21 protein-coding genes are annotated in these 23,803 nt (G+C 49.2%); 12 read left to right on the top strand and 9 right to left on the bottom strand.

The window, feature by feature from the left end; all coding sequences use genetic code 11:
* Positions 1-220: 220 nt before the first annotated feature.
* Positions 221-610, top strand: a complete 390-nt coding sequence (gene mchS3 / locus ACMGGR_RS07950) for an MchS3 family protein (protein WP_414148592.1) — start codon at positions 221-223, stop codon at positions 608-610.
* A 15-nt stretch (positions 611-625) separates the two neighbouring features.
* Complete coding sequence (locus ACMGGR_RS07955) at positions 626-751, top strand: hypothetical protein (RefSeq protein ID WP_414148593.1); 126 nt, start codon at positions 626-628, stop codon at positions 749-751.
* Between the two features lie 180 nt (positions 752-931).
* On the opposite strand, the gene argS is transcribed toward ACMGGR_RS07955, so the two are convergent.
* Complete coding sequence (argS, locus tag ACMGGR_RS07960; protein WP_414148594.1) at positions 932-2,662, bottom strand: arginine--tRNA ligase; 1,731 nt, start codon at positions 2,660-2,662, stop codon at positions 932-934.
* A gap of 646 nt (positions 2,663-3,308) precedes the next feature.
* Here argS and ACMGGR_RS07965 point away from each other — a divergent pair.
* Positions 3,309-3,875, top strand: a complete 567-nt coding sequence (locus tag ACMGGR_RS07965; protein ID WP_414148595.1) for a VOC family protein — start codon at positions 3,309-3,311, stop codon at positions 3,873-3,875.
* On the opposite strand, the gene ACMGGR_RS07970 is transcribed toward ACMGGR_RS07965, so the two are convergent.
* Complete coding sequence (locus ACMGGR_RS07970) at positions 3,872-5,020, bottom strand: MalY/PatB family protein (RefSeq protein WP_246757571.1); 1,149 nt, start codon at positions 5,018-5,020, stop codon at positions 3,872-3,874. The two genes, ACMGGR_RS07965 and ACMGGR_RS07970, sit on opposite strands and share 4 nt — an antisense overlap.
* A 99-nt stretch (positions 5,021-5,119) precedes the next feature.
* Between ACMGGR_RS07970 and cutC the strand changes: the two genes are divergently transcribed.
* Together cutC and ACMGGR_RS07980 are read left to right on the top strand one after the other, a co-directional pair.
* The gene (cutC, locus tag ACMGGR_RS07975; RefSeq protein WP_414148596.1) at positions 5,120-5,872 is read left to right on the top strand and encodes a copper homeostasis protein CutC; all 753 of its coding nucleotides are present in this window, start codon (positions 5,120-5,122) and stop codon (positions 5,870-5,872) included.
* 167 nt (positions 5,873-6,039) lie between these two features.
* Positions 6,040-6,906, top strand: coding sequence for a hypothetical protein (locus tag ACMGGR_RS07980; RefSeq protein WP_414148597.1), 867 nt, complete (start codon positions 6,040-6,042; stop codon positions 6,904-6,906).
* Between the two features lie 29 nt (positions 6,907-6,935).
* Here ACMGGR_RS07980 and ACMGGR_RS07985 read toward each other — a convergent pair whose 3' ends face one another.
* On the bottom strand, positions 6,936-8,033 hold the full coding sequence (locus tag ACMGGR_RS07985; RefSeq protein ID WP_414148598.1) for a glycerol dehydrogenase: 1,098 nt from the start codon (positions 8,031-8,033) through the stop codon (positions 6,936-6,938).
* A gap of 160 nt (positions 8,034-8,193) precedes the next feature.
* Between ACMGGR_RS07985 and ACMGGR_RS07990 the strand changes: the two genes are divergently transcribed.
* On the top strand, positions 8,194-8,817 hold the full coding sequence (locus tag ACMGGR_RS07990; protein ID WP_246757567.1) for a LysE family translocator: 624 nt from the start codon (positions 8,194-8,196) through the stop codon (positions 8,815-8,817).
* Between the two features lie 296 nt (positions 8,818-9,113).
* Here ACMGGR_RS07990 and ACMGGR_RS07995 read toward each other — a convergent pair whose 3' ends face one another.
* On the bottom strand, positions 9,114-9,575 hold the full coding sequence (locus tag ACMGGR_RS07995) for a hypothetical protein (RefSeq protein ID WP_414148599.1): 462 nt from the start codon (positions 9,573-9,575) through the stop codon (positions 9,114-9,116).
* 444 nt (positions 9,576-10,019) lie between these two features.
* Here ACMGGR_RS07995 and ACMGGR_RS08000 point away from each other — a divergent pair, with 444 nt between their 5' ends.
* Positions 10,020-10,274: a hypothetical protein gene (locus ACMGGR_RS08000; protein ID WP_414148600.1), complete on the top strand. Its 255-nt coding sequence runs from the start codon at positions 10,020-10,022 to the stop codon at positions 10,272-10,274.
* 302 nt (positions 10,275-10,576) lie between these two features.
* Complete coding sequence (locus tag ACMGGR_RS08005; RefSeq protein WP_414148601.1) at positions 10,577-11,614, top strand: Abi family protein; 1,038 nt, start codon at positions 10,577-10,579, stop codon at positions 11,612-11,614.
* Between the two features lie 269 nt (positions 11,615-11,883).
* Here ACMGGR_RS08005 and cmoB read toward each other — a convergent pair whose 3' ends face one another.
* The 4 genes from cmoB to ACMGGR_RS08025 all read right to left on the bottom strand — a co-directional run bounded on the left by cmoB (position 11,884) and on the right by ACMGGR_RS08025 (position 14,982).
* On the bottom strand, positions 11,884-12,849 hold the full coding sequence (gene cmoB, locus ACMGGR_RS08010) for a tRNA 5-methoxyuridine(34)/uridine 5-oxyacetic acid(34) synthase CmoB (RefSeq protein WP_414148602.1): 966 nt from the start codon (positions 12,847-12,849) through the stop codon (positions 11,884-11,886).
* A complete protein-coding gene (gene cmoA / locus ACMGGR_RS08015; RefSeq protein WP_246757563.1) occupies positions 12,849-13,589 on the bottom strand; it encodes a carboxy-S-adenosyl-L-methionine synthase CmoA in 741 nt (246 codons plus the stop codon). The genes cmoB and cmoA overlap by 1 nt, the downstream gene beginning before the upstream one ends.
* An 88-nt stretch (positions 13,590-13,677) precedes the next feature.
* Positions 13,678-14,073, bottom strand: a complete 396-nt coding sequence (locus tag ACMGGR_RS08020; RefSeq protein ID WP_414148603.1) for an MAPEG family protein — start codon at positions 14,071-14,073, stop codon at positions 13,678-13,680.
* An 84-nt stretch (positions 14,074-14,157) separates the two neighbouring features.
* Entirely contained in the window at positions 14,158-14,982 is an 825-nt protein-coding gene (locus tag ACMGGR_RS08025; protein WP_414148604.1) for a DUF72 domain-containing protein, read from the bottom strand.
* 546 nt (positions 14,983-15,528) lie between these two features.
* Between ACMGGR_RS08025 and ACMGGR_RS08030 the strand changes: the two genes are divergently transcribed.
* Entirely contained in the window at positions 15,529-17,211 is a 1,683-nt protein-coding gene (locus tag ACMGGR_RS08030; RefSeq protein WP_414148605.1) for a hypothetical protein, read from the top strand.
* 32 nt (positions 17,212-17,243) lie between these two features.
* On the top strand, positions 17,244-20,639 hold the full coding sequence (locus ACMGGR_RS08035; RefSeq protein ID WP_414148606.1) for a hypothetical protein: 3,396 nt from the start codon (positions 17,244-17,246) through the stop codon (positions 20,637-20,639).
* Between the two features lie 62 nt (positions 20,640-20,701).
* On the opposite strand, the gene ACMGGR_RS08040 is transcribed toward ACMGGR_RS08035, so the two are convergent.
* The gene (locus ACMGGR_RS08040; RefSeq protein ID WP_246757560.1) at positions 20,702-21,265 is read right to left on the bottom strand and encodes a hydrolase; all 564 of its coding nucleotides are present in this window, start codon (positions 21,263-21,265) and stop codon (positions 20,702-20,704) included.
* 278 nt (positions 21,266-21,543) lie between these two features.
* Here ACMGGR_RS08040 and aspS point away from each other — a divergent pair, with 278 nt between their 5' ends.
* The gene (aspS, locus tag ACMGGR_RS08045; protein WP_414148607.1) at positions 21,544-23,340 is read left to right on the top strand and encodes an aspartate--tRNA ligase; all 1,797 of its coding nucleotides are present in this window, start codon (positions 21,544-21,546) and stop codon (positions 23,338-23,340) included.
* The gene (nudB, locus tag ACMGGR_RS08050; protein WP_414148608.1) at positions 23,340-23,774 is read left to right on the top strand and encodes a dihydroneopterin triphosphate diphosphatase; all 435 of its coding nucleotides are present in this window, start codon (positions 23,340-23,342) and stop codon (positions 23,772-23,774) included. The genes aspS and nudB overlap by 1 nt, the downstream gene beginning before the upstream one ends.
* Positions 23,775-23,803 lie beyond the last annotated feature (29 nt).

Below are 23,803 nucleotides of genomic sequence, written 5' to 3' on the forward strand. Positions count from 1 at the left end.
TGGGTAGCGGCGTCGCTGCATGACTGGCGTATAGCGCTGGTGATTGACCTGCTGTGAATGTCGCTTTAAGCCAGGAATAAAAAATTTTTTTCTAACTGATGTAGATAGCAATTAGTTTCCAGGTGATAAAGGCCGCGTTCGAATAAAGGAAGTATTGTGGGCGCTATCACATACATAATGTTAGTGCCAATTTATAGTTTATTTAAGCAAGGAGGCCTTAATGAAATGGAAAAAGATCGTTATTTTTTTATTGATCCCTTTTTTTGCCCAGGCAGAGCAGGACATAGAAAGACGCTTATCCTCTGTAACGCTATTCTCTTTCGGCTTTAATGGTTTTGTGGCAAAAAAAATGCCACAGCAAATAATCTATGAAGATGTTTTGCATGACAAAAATTCTGTATTGATTTTCGAAAACATTATGAAAGGCGGCCATGCTACTCCTGAAGCCAGGGCTTATGCCGTATGCGGGCTTTGGGAAAAGAAAGAAATTAATAAAATTTATTTGGATGACAGCCTGAAAGAATTACAGGTGACCATTTTAAAAGCAGATATCCTTACAAAGGAGAAATTAGGAAGGCTTATCCTTAGAATAAGGTTATATGGGTGTTAATAATGGAGGTAATATATGGAAATTTTAAATTCAGAAGAGCTTAAAGAAGTTTCAGGAGCAATGAATTTACAAGGCTTGCCCCAATCTAATTTCGAAGTGTTGCTGTCAGAGATTCATTATGAGGCAGAAGAAGCTAAATAGTTTACTTTTTGGATATTAAACGACTTTTATGCGCAAAAGTGGAGAGGGAGCCGGGATTAAAATTTCAACGTTATCCCTTCGTTAACCAATAAAAAAGGCACGAGCGATTGCCCGTGCCTGCCCGAATAAACTTATCGGTGTCGGATGAGATGAAAGCTCACCCCATCCTTAATGCAGAAATTACATTCTTTCTACGGTATCAATACCCAGCGTATCCAGACCCTGCTTCAGCGTTTTCGCGGTCAGCAGCGCCAGCTTCAGGCGGCTCTGCTTTGTCGTTTCGTCTTCGGCGGCAAGGATAGGGCAATGTTCATAAAAACCAGAGAACAGCCCGGCCAGATCGTACAGGTAGGCACACATAACGTGCGGCGTGCCGTCGCGTGCAACCTGAGTGATGGTTTCTTCAAACTGCAGCAGGCGCACGGCCAGTGCGGCTTCGCGATCTTCGGTAATAACGGTCTTACCGTTGATGGCGGATTCTTCAATGCCTGCCTTACGGAATACGGAAAGCACGCGGGTGTAGGCATACTGCATATAAGGCGCGGTGTTGCCTTCAAAAGCCAGCATGTTGTCCCAGTCGAACACGTAATCCGTGGTACGGCTTTTTGACAGATCGGCATATTTAACCGCGCCGATCCCCACGCTGTTGGCCAGTTTATTCAGCTCGTCGGCTGGCATATCCGGATTTTTTTCGCTGACCAGCTTTGTGGCGCGCTCTACCGCTTCATCCAGCAGATCTGAAAGCTTGATGGTGCCGCCCGCGCGGGTTTTAAACGGTTTGCCGTCTTTACCCAGCATCATGCCGAAAGCGTGATGTTCTAAAGGTACGGATTCCGGTACGTAGCCCGCTTTGCGCACGATGGACCAGGCCTGCTGTAAATGCTGGTGCTGACGAGAATCGATATAGTACAGCACGCGGTCGGCATGCAGCGTTTCATAACGGTATTTGGCGCAGGCGATATCGGTCGTGGTGTAGAGGTAGCCGCCATCCTTTTTCTGGATGATAACGCCCATCGGCTCGCCGTCTTTGTTCTTGTATTCGTCCAGGAAGACAACGGTGGCGCCTTCGCTTTCTACCGCCAGGCCTTTGGCTTTCAGATCGGCGACGATACCTGGCAGCATGTCGTTATACAGGCTTTCGCCCATCACGTCTTTGCGGCTCAGCGTCACGTTCATGCGGTCATAAACGATCTGGTTTTGCGACATGGTAATGTCGACCAGCTTTTTCCACATTTTACGGCAATATTCATCGCCGCCCTGTAGCTTGACGACATAGCCGCGTGCGCGCTCGGCAAAAGCAGGATCTTCATCGTAGGTACGTTTGGCTTCACGGTAGAAAGCTTCCAGATCGGAAAGTGCGATCTCACCGTGCGCTTCGTTCTGCTGCTTTTCCAGAAAAGCGATCAGCATGCCGAACTGCGTGCCCCAGTCACCTACGTGGTTGGCGCGAATGACGTTATGGCCTAAAAACGACAGGGTACGCACCGCCGCATCGCCAATAATGGTCGAGCGAACGTGACCGACGTGCATCTCTTTCGCCACGTTTGGTGCGGAATAATCGACGACGATAGTTTGTGGTTCAACTGTCGTAACGCCAAGGCGAGGGGCGTTAACGACGCTGTCAACCTGAGCAGCAAGCCAGTCGGCATCCAGAAACAAATTAATGAAGCCAGGTCCGGCGATTTCAACCTTGCTGACGATACCCTGCAGGTCAAGGTGTTTAAGCACTTCTTCAGCCAGCTGTCGCGGCACTTTACCCAGTTGTTTTGCGACGGCCATGATGCCGTTCGCCTGGTAATCGCCAAACTGTGCTTTGGCTGACTGCCGTACCTGCGGTTCACAACTGGCCGGAGCGCCTGCTGCGATCATCGCCTGACTGACTTTATCTGAAAGAAGAGCCTGAATATTCACCGGATTACCTTATATGCAAAAACGCCTGCGTCATGGTGCGCAGGCTGTCATTTTGTACGAGGCCCTGTAGCAAAATTGCTGTACAGTGGCACCGCTAAAAAAGAAGGGGAAAAGTATACTGTATTTCGGATGTAGTTATCCAGGTACCTGAAGGCTCAGGAGGCGGGCTTTGCAGGAAAAAGTGGGGACAGTTTCCTGCATAGTCCGTCAGGTGCGGCGGCGGTGTGGGCGGTATGGACTGGCAACGGTCATTTTTTCGTTACGAACCTTCCAGTGACGTACCAAAGCAAACCCCATCATAACGACAAGCACTGCGACGAGTATTAACATCAGCATTTGCTATTCCTCAGTAGTAGAAGCGGAACGAATCTATAAGTATTCATAATACCCTACAAGTCAGGGGTGAGGATTTAAGAATAGTCGCATTGTATAAATTTAACTGAACGAATTTTTTGTCTTAAGACAAATTATATAGTGAAAAATGAGATCAAGAACCACCTTTTACTGGATAAAATGTTAGTTTTTTGCGTATTTTGCTGGTTTATCAGCGCTGAAAGTTAAGTTTATACAGTTTTATTGGTACGAAATTGTCAGTAATGCGCAGGATAAATATTACATTTAGTTAAGTTTTGGAAGGGGTAGTAGAATGTTTTCTGGTAATGTTGCTGAAGAACTAAGCGATTTGGTTAACAGTTCTTCTGAGTTTTTACGCTATCTTAACGATTTGGCGGCGCGTCTGGGCCTCGATCTGGTTGATTTAAAAGCCGATCATATTGCCGTGCGCTGCAATCAGCCCGCGACGGCAGAACGCTGGAAAAAAGGTTTTTTACAGCATGGCGTGCTGTTTTCAGAAAAAGAGATCAACGGGCGGCCCGTCGCTTTATTTGAACTGCATGAACCTTTAACCGTTGGGCCGTGGCAGATAAGCGTAGTAGAGCTTCCCTGGCCAGGCGAGCGTGTTTACCGCCATGAGGGCTGGGAACATGTTGAAATCGTTCTGCCGGGTGATGAAGAGCAGCTGAGCGCTCGCGCGATTGCGCTGATGTCCGATGAAGGTCTGTCAAGGCCGGGTGTTTCAGTCAAAAACAGTGCGCCAAAAGGGGCAGGCGAAAGGTTGCCTAATCCTACGCTGGCCGTCAGCGACGGCAACGTAACCATCAAGTTCCATCCCTGGAGCCTGAAGGACGTCGTGGAGAGCGAACGGGCGTCTTAACGTGTTAGCGTCTGTACCGCTTTTTCCATCCGCCGTAGCGCCTCGTGGATAAGGTCATGCGTACAGCCAAAGTTAAAGCGCACAAATTTATCATCGCCGAAATCTTTTCCCGCTGAGAATCCCAGCCCGTGCCGCTCGAAAAACAGCGCCGGGCTGGCAACGTTAAGCTGGCTGGCGTCGATCCAGGCCAGGTAAGTTGCTTCAGGCGCGGCAAGAGAAAGGCCTTCAATCGCGTTGATTCGCCGATCCAGCATTGCGCGGGAAGCCTTCAGATAAGCCAGTAGCTCATCCAGCCACGGCTGACCATCGCGCCATGCAGCGGTCGCGGCAACCAGCGACAGTACATCCGGCTGCGGCACAATACCCTGACGAACCGCGTTGAAACGCATGCGCAGCTCTTTGTCGGGAATAATGGCTACCGAAGCGCCAAGCCCGGCGATATTGAAGGTTTTTGAGGGTGAAACCAGCGTTACCGAACGCCGTTCTGCTTCTTTTCCCAGGCTGGCAAAAGGAATATGTTTTGCCCCTTCGGCAAGCAGTAAATCGCAGTGGATTTCATCAGAACAAACGATCAGGTCGTGACGTACCGCAAAACGAAGCTGGGCTTCCAGCTCTTCACGCCGATAAACCGTACCGCCGGGATTTTGCGGATTACAAAGCATCATGAGTTTTTCATGGCCGGTCATGGCCGTTTCCAGCTCGTCAAAATCTGCAATCCAGCGGTTTCCGCTCAGCCGTAGCGGGACATTGAGCTGCGTCCTTCCGGCAAGTTTAGCCGCTTTACGAAACGGCGGATAGATGGGCGTCGGCGCAAGCGTTCCCTGATGCGCTTCGGTAAAAGCGCGCACGGAAATGTTCAGGCCGCTCACTACGCCGGGCAACATCACCAGCCATTCAGGTTCGATTTTCCACTGATAGCGCGTCTGCATACGCGCTATTACCACCTCAGTCAGTTCATCCGGCGCCGAGCCATAACCAAAGATGCCGTGACTGACACGCTGCTGTAAGGCTTCGACCACGCATTCTGGTGAACGGAAATCCATATCCGCTACCCAAAGCGGCAAAATATCTTTGTCGCCATATTTTTGCCATTTCAGGCTGTCGCTGTGACGGCGATCGATTCGCTGGTCAAAATTGCATGCCATGTTAGTGATTCCCGTTACTATTATTTTAAGGTCTGTAGTCAGACTAAACAGCGAAAATCATTTACACAACCAGCCAGCAGTCATTAACAGGAGGATGGAATGTTAAAACTGGAAGTATGCTGCTACGGAGTCGATTGTGCGTTAGCCGCGCAAAATGCGGGCGCCGATCGCGTCGAGTTGTGCTCGGCACCTTCAGAAGGCGGCCTGACGCCGTCAGCGGGCAGCCTGATACAGGCTCGGGAAGCCGTGACCATTCCCGTTCATCCTATAGTCCGCCCGCGAGGTGGTGATTTTTGCTTTACGGACAACGAGTTTAATCAGATTAAGTCTGACATCGCCTTTATTCGTGAACTGGGCTATCCGGGACTGGTTATCGGGATGCTGGATGCCAACGGCCATATTCCCCTTGAGCAGATGAAGCAGGTGATGGCGCTTGCTGAAGGCATGGCGGTAACGTTTCATCGCGCGTTCGATCTTTGCCACAGTCCGTTAACCGCCTTACAGCAGTTAACCGATCTGGGCGTGGCGCGTATTTTAACCTCCGGCCAGCAGCAGAGTGCCGAAAGTGGTTTACCTTTATTAAAGGAACTAAATCAGCTGACGCGTGGTCCAATCATTATGGCTGGCGCAGGCGTTCGCCTCAGTAACCTGCAAAAGTTTGTAGAGGCAGGATTAAGCGAGCTGCACAGCTCCGCCAGTCAGAGGATTGCTTCCTCAATGCGCTATCGCAAAGCAGGCGTTTCTATGACATCGGTAGCGGAAACGGACGAGTTTAGCCGTCTCTGTGTGGACAGCGATATGGTCGAAGCGATGAAGGCTTCCCTGACGCTGAGCCCACCGATTGTTGCCTGACCCTCGATTTTGCCGCGCAGCACGCCAGTTCAGCGACGTGATGTTTGCAAGTACCAGGCCCCATCCATTTTGGTGGGGCTTTTTTTCTGCCTGTCGATCGTCATTTTTCTCATCCGCTCAGAATCCACTTACACTTAGATTTTCCCGTTGAGCTAGCGAGACTGCTGATGAACCCGATGTTGATTACCGCGTGTGCCGCGCTGCTGGCTTTGCTGAATGCTGCGCCAGCCGCCGCCGTTGAAAAATGTCCGGCCAGCGCCGCGCAAATTAATGACAGCAACAGCCTGCTGCTGTTGGGCGGCACGTCCAGAGGGCCGGTAAAGCAGGTGGTGATGGGCGAGTTTGGTAAGGATGTTGACCGGCAAAGACGCCTGCTGGGGGAGTTTGACCGCTGTGGTTCACTGCTACGTGCGGATATCAATTTTGATAAGAATGAGGGCGACCTGGTGCTGAAGATGGTACAGAGCATTACTCGCGTTGCCACCGGCTGGAAAGCTGTTTATGCCGTAGCCATATTTATCAAAAAGCCGGGCGAGCTGGTGGAGGTTAATAACAAGCAGGGCACCATCGATTTTCTGGTTGGCAAAGCGGGCACCATCACCAGCTCTTCAGAAGCTTTTTTACTTCAGGGCAAAAAAGGTTTTACTGAAACCACTAACAGCTACGATAGCCGACTGCGCCTGATAAAAAGCGTGGCGCGAGGATCGGACGCGCAGGCGAATGGCGAATCTGTCTATCAGTGGAACGATAAAAATCAGCTTATTGCCAGCCACTCTGACGACAATGAAATGAAATGGTCTTATGACGGGATGAATCGTGAGAAAGGGTTGTTTTCCATTACGCATAATCCTGATAGCAGGCTGACCACGCAGGATGAGTGCCAGCTGTGGGACGATCACGATAACTGTACCCTCAGCTATTCGCATGAAAGGGAAGTTTTTGCGCAGGGAGAAATTTCGCGGAACATCAGCGCGGCCTACCGCTTTGAGTACTGGCAGCCGGAGCAGGATAAACAGGGGCCAGATGCTCAATAAGAAAGGCGGCCCGAAGCCGCCTGGAAGCGTTATTTTACCGTCTGGCTGAACGCATCGACCGCCAGGATCGCGCTGGCAATATCCGCAGCGCTAAGGTTGGGGTTAAGATTTTTCAGCGTATCGCCTTCGCTGTTCGCCAGCTCGCCTACCTTCAGCAGGTTTTCCCAGCTCTCGTTTTCCAGATGCATCTCACGCAGCGTGACAGGCATTTTGATTGAGCGATAGAAGCGAACGTAACGCGCAATTTCCTCATCGGGACGCTGTTCCAGCACCATTTGTGTTAGCGTGCCGTACGCCACTTTTTCACCATGTGTCAGGTGATGGATGTCGCCATCAATAGCGGTAAAACCGTTATGGATAGCGTGCGCACCGGCTAATCCGGCATTTTCAAAGCCCAGTCCGGAAAGCAGCGTGTTGGCTTCCACTACCGCCTCGACGGCTGGCGTAACCACTTTTTTTTCTACGGCCTGATAAGCGCTGTAACCCCAGGTCAGCAGCGTTTTTTCGCAGGCTTCGGCAATTGCCATCCCGGCAATGGTTGGATCGCCATCCACCATCGATTTGCTGTGCGAGCGTTTGACCGCCTGCGCTTCGACATAGGTCGCCAGGCCGTCGGCAATGCCGGAAGCGAACAGCCTGACCGGCGCACGAGCGCAGACCTGCGTATCGACCAGCACCAGATCCGGATTTTTGCTGTAGAAGCGATAGCTCTCAAACACGCCGCTGTCGGAATAGATGACGGAAAGGGCGCTACAGGGCGCATCGGTCGAAGCGATAGTAGGGACAATAACGACGGGCTGTTTTAACTCGTCGGCAACCGCTTTGACCGTATCCAGCGTTTTGCCGCCGCCAACGCCGATGACCAGACGCGCGCCGTCTTTCTTAGCCAGTTCCGCCAGGCGAGAAATCTCGTTGCTGGACGCTTCGCCGTTGAACTGCTGATAGTGAAACTCAACAGCATGCTGCCGCAGCGAGTCCTGTACTTCTTTTCCCGTTAGTTTCCACACTACTTCATCCGCGACCACGAAAGCATTGTTGCCCAGTTCTGCAACATACTCACCCAGCTGCGCCATCACGCCAGCACCCTGGACATATTTACGTGGTGAAGAGAAAACAAATTTGCTCATCAGGCACTCCTTTTTGTGAAATAAAGGGTTGTACTGCTTCCACCGTAGACCTTTTGTAGCGAGAGCGTTGGTGGAAAAGCGGCATAGCAGTGAAAATGCGATTTTCGCCAGCGCAACATTTCTGTTAAAAAAGGGTTAAATTATTCCACAGGAGTTCGTTATGACCGCTTCGCTACTCGCTTTTCTTCTCACTATTACCTTGTTGACGATGACGCCGGGCTTCGATACGGCGTTAATTTTGCGTACATCGGCGGCCAGCGGCTGGAAAAAAGCGCTGGCGACCAGCATGGGCGTAAACCTTGGCTGTATGGCATGGGGTGTTGCCGTGGGCGTGGGGCTGGGCGCGCTGCTGCTGGCTTCAGAGATTGCCTATAACGCGTTGCGGCTGGTGGGAGCGGCTTATCTTTTATGGCTGGGCGTGGGGCTGCTGTTGAAGCCTCGTGGCGCTTTGACGACCGATCTGCCAGAAGCGAAAAAGCAAAGCAGCTACCGCAGCGTGTTTATGCGGGGATTTTTGGGAAATCTGCTGAATCCAAAAGTAGGGATTTTCTACGTCTCATTTCTGCCGCAGTTTATTCCGGCTGGCGGCTCTGTGGCGCTCTGGAGCATCGGGATGGCCTTTGCGCATGTGGTTATCGGCACGATATGGAACGGGATGCTGATTGCGTCGACGCAATATTTTGCGGAGAAGCTGCGTAAGCCAGCGGTAATGAAAGTGATGGATCGCCTGACCGGCTGCGTCTTTATTGGCTTTGCCGCTAAGCTGGCGCTGGCGAAGCGCTGAGGGGTTGCTGTGGCAAATGTTGCTGCACGTCGGGTGTAAAGCTGCAAGGGCAGGTCGGAACGTGGACTCGCCGTAAATACATCCTTGTAGGCTCGCCTGGCGCGTCCATGCGCCAAACGGTCCGCTTATCCGACCAGCCCTTGCTGCTGGTTGAGCGATTGAGTTGCTGTGAGAGGCGCTGCGGGAGCGGTGCAAAACATTGGCAATTGGGTTGCTGTGGAAGATCGCTGTAAGAGCTGCTACAGGATCGTAGCAGCGCATTAGCAATGGAATTGCCGCATTAAGTTCCCACAACCTTACCGAACCTGTACCAGGCCTCCATAGGTTTCCATATAGCGTGGCGCTTTCAGGTCATCGACCTGAAAGTTCACCAGCTCGAACAGCAGGCAAAGCAGGTTTTGTTGCGTTTCCCCACTGACGGAGCCGCTCATTAATACCTGCGTCAAAGCCTGGCAATAGTCGGTAAGGTTTTCAGGCTCCGTAATAAAAGGCGTATTACGGAGCGTAGTAACGTCACCTGTTGTTAATTGCATAATACGGTTATCGGGAACCGGCTCCTGATAAATTGACCGTAATTTCTCAAAGCTGGCGGTAAGCTTTTTAAAAAGCGCAAGGCGTTCCATGTCATTATCCGTCTCCATTAAGGCGGAAACGAGTCGCTCGTTATATTCCGCCAGGTCAATAAAGTCCATTCCCGCAGGAAGTGATGAAAAATTTGTAAACTCGGGGCGAGTTTGGGTAAACTGTTTCACAGCCATGATGTTACTCCGTTTAACATTGTGGTAAGAAGCTCGTCAGTGTCTCACCACTGGCGAGCTTCGCTATTTAACGCGGCCGACTTTGTTCGGCGCATGCCCACTCTATTCTTTTTATCTGCCTGGTCAATACTGAATTACCCTTTTTTCCTTCGAATAATTGATGGGATTTTTGTTATGGAAGGGTGCTCGAAAAATAGTAAGAAAACCTGAAATAAGTCGTCATTTTTTGCGAGGTGGCTCGTAATGAAAATACAAGTAACTTTTAAAGGTTAAGGCTTTTAGTAATATAGAGGTTCTGTTGTGGTTCGTTATTTTTATTGAAGGTAATTTGGTGGGGGTTACGTAAAGCGTGTCATAACAGTATGCTTATTCATAGTGTAGAGGTAGCAACAACCGCCTCTTATCGGGTGACGGAATACTCTGACTACTCAATAAAGAGGAATTATGGCGCTCTATAGCTTCATTCTGGCACTGTCAGGCGTAACGAATCAGACTAAAGGACTTGAAGACGCACTGCATGAAAGCGGCTGTGACGATGCGTTGCTATGCACATACGGAAAATCCGTCTGCGTTGAGTTCGACCGTGAAGCTAATTCTCTGAATGAGGCTATTGCATCAGCGATTAAAGATATCAAATCGGCCGGAATCGGCGCTATTGTTAAAAGAGATGACCTCACGTTTCTGGTGATAAGTAACTAGCGTCTCTTTATGTGCATCAGTGATGAACAGGTCACGGTTGTGCATTGGTTCCTGGGGAAAATGAAAAGTACATATTGAAGTAGTAACTTCAAATAATTTAGAGTGTTAGCACGAGTAGAATAAAGGAAGGTTGCTACAATGATTTGCACTAAGGAGGAACCGGAAAAAGTGTCACCTCCAAAAATGCGAAACCCCGAGAGGGACTAAAGTCTGTCTCGGGGATCTAAGTAGATTGTTGGAGGCGCTTAGTATTAACACCAGAGGGGCCGAACCAACTGCTCTGAAAAGGATTCTAAACACCTATGGCTGAAAGTCAAGTTCCTTACGATTATGCTGGCAATGAGGCCAGCCTCATTGAAAACCTGTCTAAAGAGCGCTTTGCGCCGTACTTAAAAAGTGCTGGGTTTAATACCCAGTATGCTTTCAGTTTGTATCTTTATAATGCACGGCTGTCAAAATCCTTCCTTTATCCCTTACATATTCTTGAGGTCACTCTTCGGAACAGGATGAGCGAGGTATTCAGCGTTTATTTCGATGAAAAATGGTTTGACCATAGCTCTTTCAGATCGGGATTGTCGGATGAAAGCATGGATGCGCTGGATCGTGGGATAAGAAGAGCTAAAAAGCCTAACAAGGAAGATATTATTTCAACATTAACTTTTGATTTTTGGTCAAACCTGTTTAGACCAGAGTACGACAGGTTTGTATGGCAAAAAAACATGAAGAATTTATTGCCGAATGTCTCTATGACTCGAAAAGAGTTCGAGAAAACGGTCAAGGGCATTAACGATTTTCGAAATCGTATTGCGCATTATGAACCAATACATAAAATGAACTTGAGTCAGATGCATGTTGACATATTGAATACATTGCAGTGGTTGTCAACTGAAACCAGCCTCTGGGTAAAGCATCATTCCACTGTCAACGAATGTTTACGCATGAAACCTTCGCCAAAAGGGAATGGGAGTGTTTTGATAAGCGACCGATGTGATAAGGATTTTACAGTAGTAACTCTCGATGAAACCATCAGTAAAATAAATAACTCGAAATTTACGATTTGCGTTGATAGTAAAGGTGATATAAAAGCCGTTCTAAAAAAAGAACATCTGGCTAACTATATAATGTCCCAGTCAGAAGACGATGAAATAATAATAGATCTCAAGTCTCATGACGTAAGCACTCTAATCGAGAAAATGCTTGTTAGTAATGTTAATATTTGCGATGCAGGAGATCCTTATATATGTATTGGGAAGTATTTTAAAAGCAGAGTCAGTTTTCTCGTTGTTCTGGATAAAGGAGAAATCACAGGCGTAGTAGAGAAAGCACATCGGAGATATTAATATTACATATAGTTAATCAGATTTTCTGTACCTTGTTGGTGGATATATTCATCCCTTTACGACCCCGTGCCGTAGTCCCGTTTCTGAGTGCAGTTCTTCCGAGATATATTAATAAGCCCGATCCGGATAAACCACGCCTGAATAAACCGAACCCGGATAAACCAGGCCCAAATAGGCCAGACCCGGATACCGCACAGGCGCAGTATCCGGGTTTCCACGGAAAGAACATCATCCGGACAGGACGAAATCCACTTCGGGTTGCAATCGACCTAAGGTTTTCGCGCCACCAGCACGGCGCGCAGCGGGGCCGGATAGCCTTCAACGGTTTTAGTCGGGTCGTTGGGGGCGAGGAATTCCGCCAGCGACTCGCTGGTCATCCAGTCGGTGCGGCGCTGTTCGTCAGTTGAGGTAACGGAGTAGTCCGCGATTTTAACGTCAACGAAGCCGCACTTTTCCAGCCAGTTTTTCAGCGCGCCGGTAGACGGAATAAAATAAACGTTACGCATCTGCGCATAGCGTTCGCCAGGCACCAGTACCGCATGCTCGTCGCCTTCAACGACCAGCGTTTCCAGCACCAGCTCGCCGCCGCTGACCAGCTGGTTTTTTAGCTGATAAAGGTGATCCAGCGGCGAACGGCGGTGATAAAGCACGCCCATCGAAAAGACGGTATCGAAGGCCTTCAGTTCCGGCAGCTGTTCAATCCCCAGCGGCAGCACGTGCGCGCGCTGATCGTTACCCAACAGCTTGCGCACCGCCTCAAACTGGCAGATAAACAGCTGCATCGGATCGATACCGACCACCAGATTCGCGCCGGCACCGACCATGCGCCACATGTGATAGCCGCTGCCGCAGCCAACGTCCAGAACGGTACGGCCAGCCAGCGACGAAATGTGTGGCAGCACGCGGTCCCATTTCCAGTCCGAGCGCCATTCGGTATTGATATTCACGCCGTACAGCGAATAGGGGCCTTTGCGCCACGGCATCAGATTGCGCAGCAGGCTTTCAAGGCCGCCGCGCTGGCGTTCGCTCAGGTGGCTGCTGTCGGCGCTTACGCTGTGCAGCAAGTCCAGCGTTTCCGGCACGATGACCGGCAAATGCTCAACAGAGCGATCCCAATTCTTGAAATGGCCGTGCAGCTGTTCACGCTGCCAGGCGGCAATCTGCGCCGGTAAGGTTTCCAGCCAGTGCGACAGCGGACTTTTAGCGATCAGCTGATAAAAATTACCAAAATCCATCAGTCAGTTCCTGCCTTCAGCGCAATCAGCGAGCCAAAATTAAAGCACTGGAACCACAGCTCGGCGTGCTCAAAACCGGCGGTACGCAGCCGTGCCTTATGCGTTTCCACGCTGTCGGTCAGCATGACGTTTTCCAGCATGCTGCGCTTCTGGCTGATCTCCAGTTCGCTGTAGCCGTTAGCCCGTTTAAAGTCGTGGTGCATATTAAACAGCAGCTCGCCCACGTCCGCGTCGGCAAAGCTGAATTTTTCAGAAAGCACCAGCGCGCCGCCGGGACGCAGCCCTTGCCAGATGGTATTAAGCAGCGCCTGGCGTTCAGCCGGTTCTAAAAACTGCAGCGTAAAGTTCAGCACCACCAGCGAGGCATTTTCGATAGGGATATGACGAATATCGGCTTCAATAACCTCTACCGGGGTATCGGCGCGAAAGGCGTCGATATGGCGGCGGCAGCGTTCTACCATCGCGGGGGAGTTATCGACGGAAATAATCCGGCAGCCTTCTGCTTTAATATTACGACGCACCGACAGCGTGGCGGCACCCAGCGAGCAGCCGAGATCGTAAACCTGGCTATGCGGCTGGACAAAACGCTCGGCCAGCATGCCGATCATCGAAATAATGTTCGAATAGCCGGGCACCGAGCGCTGGATCATATCGGGAAAAACTTCGGCCACGCGCTCGTCGAACGTCCAGTCGCCCAGTTTGGCAATTGGCGCGGAGAACAGCGTATCGCGGTTAGACATAGTGGTAAATCCGGAAAAACGAAAGGGCGTATTCTGGCAGAAAGCGACGCGGGCTGCATCTTTTCTGCCGCTGAATTAACGGCTGCGGCTAGTTAAGGGTAAAAACCAGATCCCAGGGAAGAAAGATCAAATTGAGAATAATCATTGTCAGCAGCGACAGCATGGTGATGATCATCCCGTTTTTACGCCATAACAGCGTGCTGGTGCGCATGCCGTAGCTGTGTAAAACACGGCCAAGGAAAAAGAAGAGTCCGGACAGATGCAGCATCCACATGTCCGCGCCGTTCATCTCCATCACCACCAGCAGCAGCAGGGCGAGAGGAATATACTCAACCGCGTTGCCGTGAATACGAATGGCCGTTTGCAGTTCATAAAAGCCGCCGTCGCCATGAGACACGCGATACTGACGGCGCAAACGCACCACGTCAAAAGAAAACTTGATAAGAAACAGTGCTCCAAGCACCACATACAGCGCGCTGACCATCCTTACTCCGTGCAGGCTAAAACGTCAGGCGCCATCATAGCGGCGAAAAGACGCGCTGTCAGCAAATGCTCCTGTTCGTCCAGTTCAGAATAAACTTTCCTGCTGCGGCCAGTCCGGCATTGCGCCAATATCCGGCACGGCTTGCTGCAACGCGGGCCAGAGGCTTTGCACCATCCCGGGCGCGAAGGCCACGTCTGGCGTATGAATAAACAGCCACGGCTGGCCCTGTTCGCGCCACTGCGGCAACTTTTTTTGCCAGGCTTCAAACCACTGTAAGTTAGCGCTGGCGTCATCGCCGCCGATAAAGCGGATCATCGGCTGGTCGGCGGTCATCACCGCATGTACCGGCAGATGCGGCTTTTTGCGCTGCGCTTCAATAATGGCCGGATTACTGGCGATAGCGGAATGTACGCCGCGGGTGTCCAGAATGACTCGATTCACGCCGCGCTGGTGTAAACCGGCATTCAGCGCCTTTTCAGCTTCGCCCTTAGCGAAAAATTCAGGATGGCGGACTTCCACGCCGTAGCTGAACGTTTTTGGCAAGCCGTCAAGAAACGACCAGAGCGCGGGCAAATCGGCTGGCGAAAAGGCGGAAGGAAGCTGTAGCCAGTACTGACCGATGCGGGAAGCGAGCGGGGCCAGCAGGCTGAAAAATTCTGCGGTCAGATCGCCGCTGTCGCGCAAGGCAGCCTTATGGCTGATGGTGGCGGGAAATTTAAAGCAGAAGCGAAAGTCGTCGTGGGTCATGTCATACCAGCGCTGCACAATGTCAGGACGCGGCAGCGCGTAGAGCGTGGTATTGCCTTCTACGCAGTTAAAGTAGCGTGCGTAGTCAGCAAGCGTTTCCATGCCCAGCTTTTTCCATTGTGGATGCTGCCACTGCGGCAGACCCAGATAAAAAGGCTTCATTGTTTCTCCTTACAAGAAAAATGGGTATGCAAAAAAAGATAACGTAACACAGACGCCATTACCGTGGAAAATCGAAAAGTCGCTAATTTTAATGGTTTTTATTTACACGCTCATTTCTTATGATATAAATTTTAAAAAAATATATGTAAGGTTAATCCTAATTGCCAATGTTCCAAAGAGGTAACCTGTTAAATAATAAAATAAATCAAATTAATCGATCTTAAAGATCATTAATTTAACTTATGAGTTATTCAGAAAGGGGTTATATATATTACATTGCTGCCAGATAAATAAACTTCTTATTAGTCATCATGCAGGATGCGGGTTTTATATATATAGAAAAATAAATTATTTCCTGCGCTTGCAGGATTTTTTATTAAGTGACAAGAAGCTATCCTTGCCGAATTGGAAAACTTATTAATTCTTCACGTAAAATTTCGATCAGGCTTAATTGCTGCTGAAACCCAACTATCTCTTTTTTAATGTTTAATTTTTTTTAAAGAGATTTTCTCTGCTGTTTAATAACTGATTTCTGAGGAGTTTACTATGAGTGCCAACCAGTCATATCTTTCTGACGGAATTTATAACTATTCTATTGTGGTAGCTACAACGCAGGAAAGCATAAATGCCACCATGAAGGATTATCTGTATACCACTAGTTTTGACAAAGTTCAGATGTACTGGAATCAGGATGACTATGGGAATCCAGTACCAATAACTAAAGATGAATTACTCAAGCAAACAGCCGGCACCGATCCCCTGACGGTGGCAAACTGGAAGCAAGGGGATACGGCATCGCAGGATATTGAAAATATATCAAACAGTAATTTTTATTTTGCTTTCGAAGCAGCGATAGGCATTCCACAAAACGTCTCTCCGGAGGCCATTCCCGATATCATAACCTTGCAGGAAAACAGCCAGTCGGTCTTGTTTAATCTTCTTTGCGCAGAGTTTACTATTGTCAGCTGTACTTTTGGCAGACATGGCATCATAAACTTTGAACGTTTCAGTCAGTCGGATAGTGACTTCTGGATTTTTACCTCTCAGGTTATATTAAAAAAAATAGAAGATAACAGTAACCTGTCTCAAACAGTACAGGAAAAACTGAATAATATTGGTCCTGATGCATTCAGCGTTCAACAGTTATTGCTTGACCTGGATAATGCGGCAAGCGAATCCACACCGGAAATCAGCGGTGTTGATAAGGGAACGATGGTCTATTCGCTTTTATCACAGGTCTTTATCGGGGCTTATTTTTCAGAAATGAAATCAAAGGGAGTACCTGTATTAAGTTATTCGTTTATACCCAAAGCAGCGCCTGTCCAAAGTGATAGTACTTTAAAAATATCTTCCATTGCAGTAGAAGTCTCACCTTACAGCGCCCCTCAGGGCACCAGTAGTGATTCGGGGCTTTCTACGCTGAATTATCTTTGCGCATTAAATGGCGATACTTTGCCTCCCTCTGTTGAATTCCGCTGGAACTGGGTAGAGGCGGCAGACAAGAACAACTTTGATGGCATTATCGCTATTAATAGAAATAGATTCGCAACTTATCTGGATGCGCAGATTGCACCAGCTATCACGGGCAACTGTTTTAAAGCCGGCGTTCGTGTCTGGTTGAGTGGTGCTTTTAAGCAAAACGTTGATTTTGATGTCACGCTGACCTCAGCACAAACACCTGTGACAACTTTTACCCCATCTGGCTCCGGACCGATAGTTGTCTCCTACGCTTATTCTTCATCAGCCTCCGACAGGGCAGGCCTGGACGGCGATATGGGGCAGGTTGATATTACCAGCAGCTATAATGCCAGCATCACTTTGACAGGGAGTCAAATTATTATTCATCAACAAATAATCATTTATGTAAAGGCCAGAAAGTTACAAACCTCTGTAGGCTGGAACGCTGTCGATAAAACATTAACCGATACCTATACGCTATCGGTGGATGAAAACGGAAAGATTGTTGTTGCAGAAAGCTCAGTCCCAACGGATAAAGCCGAGCCGATACCGACAGATAACTGGTTCGTCAATTTGTTTACCGATCTTAATCAGGCCACCAAGGCTATACAAAATCAGGTAAATAAAGTTATCGAGCCCGGTTTTAAAGATATTCCTCTTAATGTTGTGCAGGATTTTATTTTCCCTGGTGGTAAAACGTTTGTGTTCAAAGATGTGCTCTTCTCAGATGAGCAGGATCTGATCACCAGCGTAACGTATACACGTTCCTGAACGATGTAAAAATTAACCTGTGAGGTAATGTTATGAGCACGCCAAAAATCACCACCTCTGTTGAGATAATGAAAAATTTTAAACAAAATCAGATTATGTCGCCCGATAAAAAATTCGAAGCACTGCAAACGACTGCGGGAAATTCTTTATTATTTTCTGTCGGTTCAGATAATGCCTTTTATGTTACCCTAGAACAAGTTGAGCACAGCACTGGATGGCAGAAAATCAATCTTAGTACAGATCAGATCAATAAATCTTTTCCGGGTCAAAGTGGCTTAAGCTGTAAAGACTTCGATGTTGCGCAAAGTCATGTGGATGGAACTCTGGGCCTGGCAATGGTGCTGAATGACGGCAATTACGATCATCTTTTTCTGAGTCTGGGAAACTCAGGAGAGGAAACAGACTGGCTAAACAATGTAAGCTGGAAGGAATATCCTTTTGATAACCCAACTAAAAGTATCGTTATTGCTGGCGTGTCGATTAGTGAAACAGCAAATCAGACGCAGTATATTATTGTAGATATACTGCGCGATCTCACTAGCCCAACTAAATTAATTTCGCGTTACTATCTTACTAAAGACGCTACCACCGTATGGCAACCGCATGATGTAGCAACGGATATCGCCGCTGAAAATTATAGTAGCTGCCTGGGTAGGCAGCATTTCCTGAACAGCCCTCATCAGCCTCAGATTGATGGCGTTTATACATGCGGCCAAATCGGAGGAGAGGCGCAGCTGACGTTTCAGCCTCTTTATAATGAATTTAATAAAGATATAGCTGCAGCGGTATCCAGGCTTGTGTTGCCTGGTAATCTTGTTCCTGAGGCTATTGCCGCCTGCCGTAAAAAAGATTTATCAACAGATCTTTATGTTTGCAGCGATGGCGCGCTCTATTATTTCGCCAGCAGCAACCAAGGCGATAATGCCATTGGCGAGCTAATTATGACCAATGCCAGTTTTACTCATGTTAAAAAAATTTACGCCGCTCAGTCTGACAATAATAGTATTGTCTGGGGACTGAACGGTAATAATGAAATATTTTATATTTGTTGTCAGGCAGGGCAGGAAACGGCCACGCCTTCAGCCTGGAGCTATCCTTTAGCGATAGTAAACAATGTTGATGAGTTCTCACCCTATATTAATATGATCGATGATGGAAACACTTTTTTTGTCGCGGCGGGTAATGAGCTACAGAAGTTCACTAAAACGCAAGCGCAGTCTCTCTGGCGGACAGAATATATTTTACTGCCGACGGAAGATATTACTCAAACGCTGCAATACAATTCATCGACAACGCATATTCTGGTTACCGATGAGAATAACATTCCTCTGGTTGGTGAGTCCGTTACTATCAGCGCCAGCCATCGCGTTGGGGTTTATATTAATCATCTCTATTATGTGATAGACGCCGACGGTATTGAAATGAGCACTGACCAGACCGGCACACTGACCATTGTGGAATGGAATAGCGAGCTTGCCGGGACGCTGCTTACGTTGAAAGATCGGGCGGGCAATGTTTATCAGGTCGATCCCTCAGAAAAGGTGATGAATAAAATGCTTCAGCTGAACAGCCCGTCTGCGCTCAAAGCTGCAGTAATTGACGACGGCAGAGGAATGAAAACGCCACTGGTCGATTCCAACATACAAGCTACTCAGCTTCAGGACGTAGCCAGTAGTACAAACCAGTTACATGATATTTATACCTCTTTATCACCACAATCTGTGCAAAACCTGCTTCAGGCCGCCGTGCGAACACCCGTGCTTTCAAATCAGAATGCCGTTGTGGTGGAAATCAGCGATCTCTTCCGCTGGCTAAAAACAGTGCTTTCAGAACCGGTTATTGAGATTATTAGAGATGAAGAGGCCAAAATCTGGCATTTTGTAGCGCATGTTGAGGATGAAATTTATACGGCGGTACTGGACAAAACTGAAAAAGTTGTTGGCGCTATGGTATGGATTTTACATAAAATCTCTGGCGGTTTAGATAAGCTCATTAGTTATGTACAATACGTTTTTGCATATGATGATATTATATTTACTCATAGGGTAATGAAGAACGTTTATATTCAGCAGATTAAAGATATTATCATTAACCTGAACGGCATGAAGCAAAATGTACAAAATGCCTTCAGCGCCATGCAGGCAGATGTTAATCATTGGGCTGACATTAACGAATTTACTCAAACTCCACAAAATCAAATCGTAATGAGTGATGCGCAAAAAGGCTATAACTCAGCGCCTGCTCAATTTGGCATTCATCATTTTAAGGGGAACATTAACAGCACTACGGGTACGCTTGATACGAAAGTGATTACCGAGGAGATTTTTAAAGATTTATTGAACTTGCTGGAGAATGAAGGGCAGACGCTGGTAGCAACCTGTGAGGCAATTAAAACCGATATCATTGATAAAATTAAAACGCTGTCGCTATCTGATATTATTAAAAAGTTCGTGGCAATTCTGGTTGACGATTTGCTGCAAACAACCAGAAATATTATCGATGCGGCTATTGATGTTGCTTTATTGCTAACGGATATTTATCTGGCGATTATTACGGAGAAAATAGAAATTCCGGTTTTATCATATCTTTATAAAGAATTAACGAAAGACGATCTCTCCTGTCTGGATGTGATGTGCTTTATTGCTGCAATTCCAGCAACCATAACCTACAAGCTGACCCACAGTACCGCACCTTTTTTTGCTAGCGACTCTTTCTCCCAAGGATTACTTAACGCAACGGATATGTCTGTTATTCGTACCTTATTTACTCAGCAAACTACTACCCTGTTGCAATCCGGGAGAACGTCTTTAACCGATAGTGACAATATTCTTGATGGCAATCGTATGCGAGTATTTGGTACAGTAGCTGGCAGCTTCGCGCTGGTGGGATCGGTGGTAATGATCCTCAGCAAATGGGGGCTATATGCCATTGAAGATACCATGTTAATCGATACGCGGTTAAATTATTACCTTACCGCTTTTTCTGCTGTGGGAAATGTGCTTTATCTCTCACCGAACTTTGCCACTATTATTAATACTAATAGCCATAACTGGTGGGAGGTAATGAACAGTTTGCTGGCTTCGGCCTGTTTAGTTAACAGCTTGATAGCTATTCCTGTTTCTAAACCTGGTGTCGATCAGAAATATAGCAAAGCGGTTGCTCTGGCAAATACGGTCATTGCCTTGCTGACCATTATTCCGGTAAGCAAAAATATCGCCGTCAACCAGAACGATAAAAATTATCCTTCTCTTGTACCTGAGTCCATTGCCAACGTAGTCGATTGTGCCGCAGGAATAATGGATTTCCCTTTGAGCGTAACAGAAAAGGGATTACCTAAAACGGTTGCAATAGGCGTTCAGACTGGATTAGAGGCGATTTACGGCATTTGCACTCTTATTTCGGGAGGCATAAACGAAGCTGAACACTAAATGTAAATTACCCGGTCGAAATGACCGGGTAATGTGAATATGTCTGCCGACAGATCGCCAATTTACAGCGCGGCGATAATGTCGTCAGAGGTGCGAACGCGACCCAGACGAGGGAAAATATACTTAAAGCTGCCGTTATGCTCTTCCGTGCTGCCAGCGGCGCAAATATCTTCTGCCACGATCAGGTTAAAGCCCAGTTCCCAGGCGTTACGCGCGGTAGATTCTACGCCAATATTGGTAGAAATGCCGCCCAGCACGATGGTATCAATACCGCGACGGCGCAGCTGTAGCTCCAGATCGGTGCCGTAAAACGCGCCCCACTGGTGCTTGATGACTTCGATATCGCTGTCCTGTTTGCCCAGCGCTTCCGGCCAGTCCCACCAGTTGTCCGGCAGCGGGCCGCCGTGGCTGTTGTCGACAGGCTGCTTTGGTGCATCGCCAAAGTCTTTTGCCCAGCCTACGCGCACCAGGACTACCGGCGCATTGGCGGCACGGAATTTATCGGCCAGCTTTGCTGAACGGGTAACCACATCTGCCGCCGTGTAAGGGCCACCGGCGAAAGGCAGAATGCCTTCCTGTAAATCAATCAGCACCAGCGCGGTGGTCGCTGCATTTAATTCCAACATATTTGCTCCGAATGTCAGGGAAAACGGTCGAGAATACAGGCAGTCAGCCCATTTGGGCGATAACAACAATGTGAGAGACGCGTGAAATTTGTTAGCTTTTGTGAGATGCAGGATAATTGTAGCGGTTTTTGTTGGCTTTCGGCGCCGCTGGCTGGAAGCGGCACTTATCGCGCCGGGCTTTTTCCATTATAATAGCCGCCTTTTTCGCGGCGGCATCGCCCTGAACAGATAACATCAAAGATGCTGCCCGTGAGCGGCGAAGTTAAAAGGATAGCGTTATGCGTACTGAGTATTGCGGACAGATCAACCTGTCTCACGTAGGCCAACAAGTGACACTGTGCGGGTGGGTTAACCGCCGCCGCGATCTGGGAAGCCTGATCTTTATCGATATGCGCGATCGTGAAGGTATCGTGCAGGTGTTCTTCGATCCCGATCGCCAGGACGCTTTTAAGCTGGCCTCTGAACTGCGTAACGAGTTCTGCATTCAGCTTACCGGCACCGTGCGTGCCCGTGACGAAAAAAACAAAAACAGCGATATGGCGACGGGTGAAGTCGAAGTCTTTGCGACCGACCTGACCATTATCAACCGCGCCGAGCCGCTGCCGCTGGACTCTAACCAGGTTAACAGCGAAGAAGCGCGCCTGAAGTATCGCTATCTGGATCTGCGTCGTCCGGAGATGGCGCAGCGCCTGAAAACCCGTGCAAAAATCACCAGCTTCGTTCGCCGCTTTATGGACGATAACGGCTTTTTAGATATCGAAACGCCGATGCTGACCAAAGCCACGCCGGAAGGCGCGCGCGACTATCTGGTGCCAAGCCGCGTGCATAAAGGCAAGTTTTATGCGCTGCCGCAGTCGCCTCAGCTGTTCAAACAGCTGCTGATGATGTCCGGCTTCGACCGCTATTATCAAATCGTGAAGTGCTTCCGTGACGAAGACCTGCGCGCCGATCGCCAGCCGGAATTTACCCAGATCGACGTAGAAACCTCCTTTATGACCGCCCCTCAGGTGCGTGAAATCATGGAGCGGATGGTGCGCGACCTGTGGCAGGACGTCAAAGGTGTCGAGCTTGGCGATTTCCCGATGATGACCTTTGCGGAAGCGATGCGTCGTTACGGCTCCGACAAGCCGGATCTGCGTAACCCAATGGAGCTGGTGGACGTTGCCGATCTGCTGAAGGCAGTCGAGTTTAAAGTCTTCTCCGGCCCGGCTAACGACGTTAAAGGCCGCGTGGCGGCACTGCGCGTGCCTGGCGGCGCGGCGCTTAGCCGTAAGCAGATTGATGAATACGGCAAGTTTGTAGAAATCTACGGCGCGAAAGGCCTGGCGTGGATGAAGGTTAACGAGCGTGCGAAAGGCCTGGAAGGCATCAGCAGCCCGGTTGCCAAATTCCTGAGCGCGGAAATTGTCGAAGAGATCCTGACCCGCACTTCCGCCGCCGATGGCGATGCTATCTTCTTTGGCGCCGACAGCGCGAAAATCGTCGCCGATGCGCTGGGTGCGCTGCGCCTGAAGCTGGGCCGCGATCTGGATATCACCAACGGCAACGCGTGGGCGCCGCTGTGGGTGGTTGACTTCCCTATGTTTGAAGAAGATGGCGAAGGCGGCCTCACCGCGATGCACCATCCGTTCACCGCGCCGCGCGATATGACGCCTGCCGAGCTGCAAAACGCGCCGGAAACGGCTATCGCCAACGCCTACGACATGGTGATTAATGGCTACGAAGTCGGCGGCGGTTCTGTGCGTATCCACAACGGCCAGATGCAGCAAACGGTATTCGGCATTCTGGGTATCACCGAGCAGGAACAGCGCGAGAAGTTCGGCTTCCTGCTGGATGCGCTGAAGTTTGGTACGCCGCCGCACGCTGGTTTAGCTTTCGGTCTGGATCGCCTGGTTATGCTGTTAACCGGTACGGATAACATCCGTGACGTTATTGCCTTCCCGAAAACGACGGCAGCGGCCTGTCTGATGACCGAAGCGCCAAACTTCGCTAATCCGGCCTCGCTGGGCGAGCTGGGCATTGAGGTGATGAAAAAGTATCAGAAATCCTCCGACGAACAGTCAGAGAACAACTAATGGCGTATAAGCAGCCCGTTTCGGTACTGGTGGTGATCTACGCCCGCGATACCGGACGGGTGCTGATGCTGCAGCGGCGTGACGATACCACCTTCTGGCAGTCCGTAACGGGCAGCCAGGAAGAGGGCGAAAGCCTGGCGGAAACCGCACGGCGCGAAGTGCTCGAAGAGACGGGAATTGATATCAACGCCGGACAGCTCACATTAGTGGACTGCCAACGTCAGATAGAATTCGAAATCTTTGCGCATTTCCGCCACCGCTACGCGCCAGAGGTTACGCACAACAGCGAGCACTGGTTTTGCCTGGCGCTGCCTTATGAACGCGATATCACCATCAGCGAACATCTGGCTTACCGCTGGCTGGCGGCGGCAGAAGCGGCGGCGCTGACGCGATCCTGGAGTAACCGCCAGGCAATCGAAGAATTTGTTATTTAACTCCGTGGCCGACCAGTAAGCGGCCGATG

The sequence above is a fragment of the Erwinia sp. BNK-24-b genome, from assembly GCF_047456155.1.
Classification (GTDB): domain Bacteria; phylum Pseudomonadota; class Gammaproteobacteria; order Enterobacterales; family Enterobacteriaceae; genus Erwinia; species Erwinia phyllosphaerae.

Bases quoted from the DNA above. Each gene is read 5' to 3' on its own strand.
- ACMGGR_RS08035 (WP_414148606.1), top strand. From the start codon at position 17,244: ATGAGCACGCCAAAAATCACCACCTCTGTTGAGATAATGAAAAATTTT.
- cmoB (WP_414148602.1), bottom strand. From the start codon at position 12,849: ATGGATTTTGGTAATTTTTATCAGCTGATCGCTAAAAGTCCGCTGTCG.
- ACMGGR_RS07985 (WP_414148598.1), bottom strand. From the start codon at position 8,033: ATGAGCAAATTTGTTTTCTCTTCACCACGTAAATATGTCCAGGGTGCT.
- nudB (WP_414148608.1), top strand. From the start codon at position 23,340: ATGGCGTATAAGCAGCCCGTTTCGGTACTGGTGGTGATCTACGCCCGC.
- ACMGGR_RS08005 (WP_414148601.1), top strand. From the start codon at position 10,577: ATGGCTGAAAGTCAAGTTCCTTACGATTATGCTGGCAATGAGGCCAGC.
- ACMGGR_RS07955 (WP_414148593.1), top strand. From the start codon at position 626: ATGGAAATTTTAAATTCAGAAGAGCTTAAAGAAGTTTCAGGAGCAATG.
- ACMGGR_RS07980 (WP_414148597.1), top strand. From the start codon at position 6,040: ATGAACCCGATGTTGATTACCGCGTGTGCCGCGCTGCTGGCTTTGCTG.
- ACMGGR_RS07965 (WP_414148595.1), top strand. From the start codon at position 3,309: ATGTTTTCTGGTAATGTTGCTGAAGAACTAAGCGATTTGGTTAACAGT.
- ACMGGR_RS07995 (WP_414148599.1), bottom strand. From the start codon at position 9,575: ATGGCTGTGAAACAGTTTACCCAAACTCGCCCCGAGTTTACAAATTTT.
- ACMGGR_RS07990 (WP_246757567.1), top strand. From the start codon at position 8,194: ATGACCGCTTCGCTACTCGCTTTTCTTCTCACTATTACCTTGTTGACG.
- mchS3 (WP_414148592.1), top strand. From the start codon at position 221: ATGAAATGGAAAAAGATCGTTATTTTTTTATTGATCCCTTTTTTTGCC.
- ACMGGR_RS07970 (WP_246757571.1), bottom strand. From the start codon at position 5,020: ATGGCATGCAATTTTGACCAGCGAATCGATCGCCGTCACAGCGACAGC.
- cutC (WP_414148596.1), top strand. From the start codon at position 5,120: ATGTTAAAACTGGAAGTATGCTGCTACGGAGTCGATTGTGCGTTAGCC.
- ACMGGR_RS08000 (WP_414148600.1), top strand. From the start codon at position 10,020: ATGGCGCTCTATAGCTTCATTCTGGCACTGTCAGGCGTAACGAATCAG.
- ACMGGR_RS08040 (WP_246757560.1), bottom strand. From the start codon at position 21,265: ATGTTGGAATTAAATGCAGCGACCACCGCGCTGGTGCTGATTGATTTA.
- ACMGGR_RS08030 (WP_414148605.1), top strand. From the start codon at position 15,529: ATGAGTGCCAACCAGTCATATCTTTCTGACGGAATTTATAACTATTCT.
- aspS (WP_414148607.1), top strand. From the start codon at position 21,544: ATGCGTACTGAGTATTGCGGACAGATCAACCTGTCTCACGTAGGCCAA.
- ACMGGR_RS08025 (WP_414148604.1), bottom strand. From the start codon at position 14,982: ATGAAGCCTTTTTATCTGGGTCTGCCGCAGTGGCAGCATCCACAATGG.
- cmoA (WP_246757563.1), bottom strand. From the start codon at position 13,589: ATGTCTAACCGCGATACGCTGTTCTCCGCGCCAATTGCCAAACTGGGC.
- ACMGGR_RS08020 (WP_414148603.1), bottom strand. From the start codon at position 14,073: ATGGTCAGCGCGCTGTATGTGGTGCTTGGAGCACTGTTTCTTATCAAG.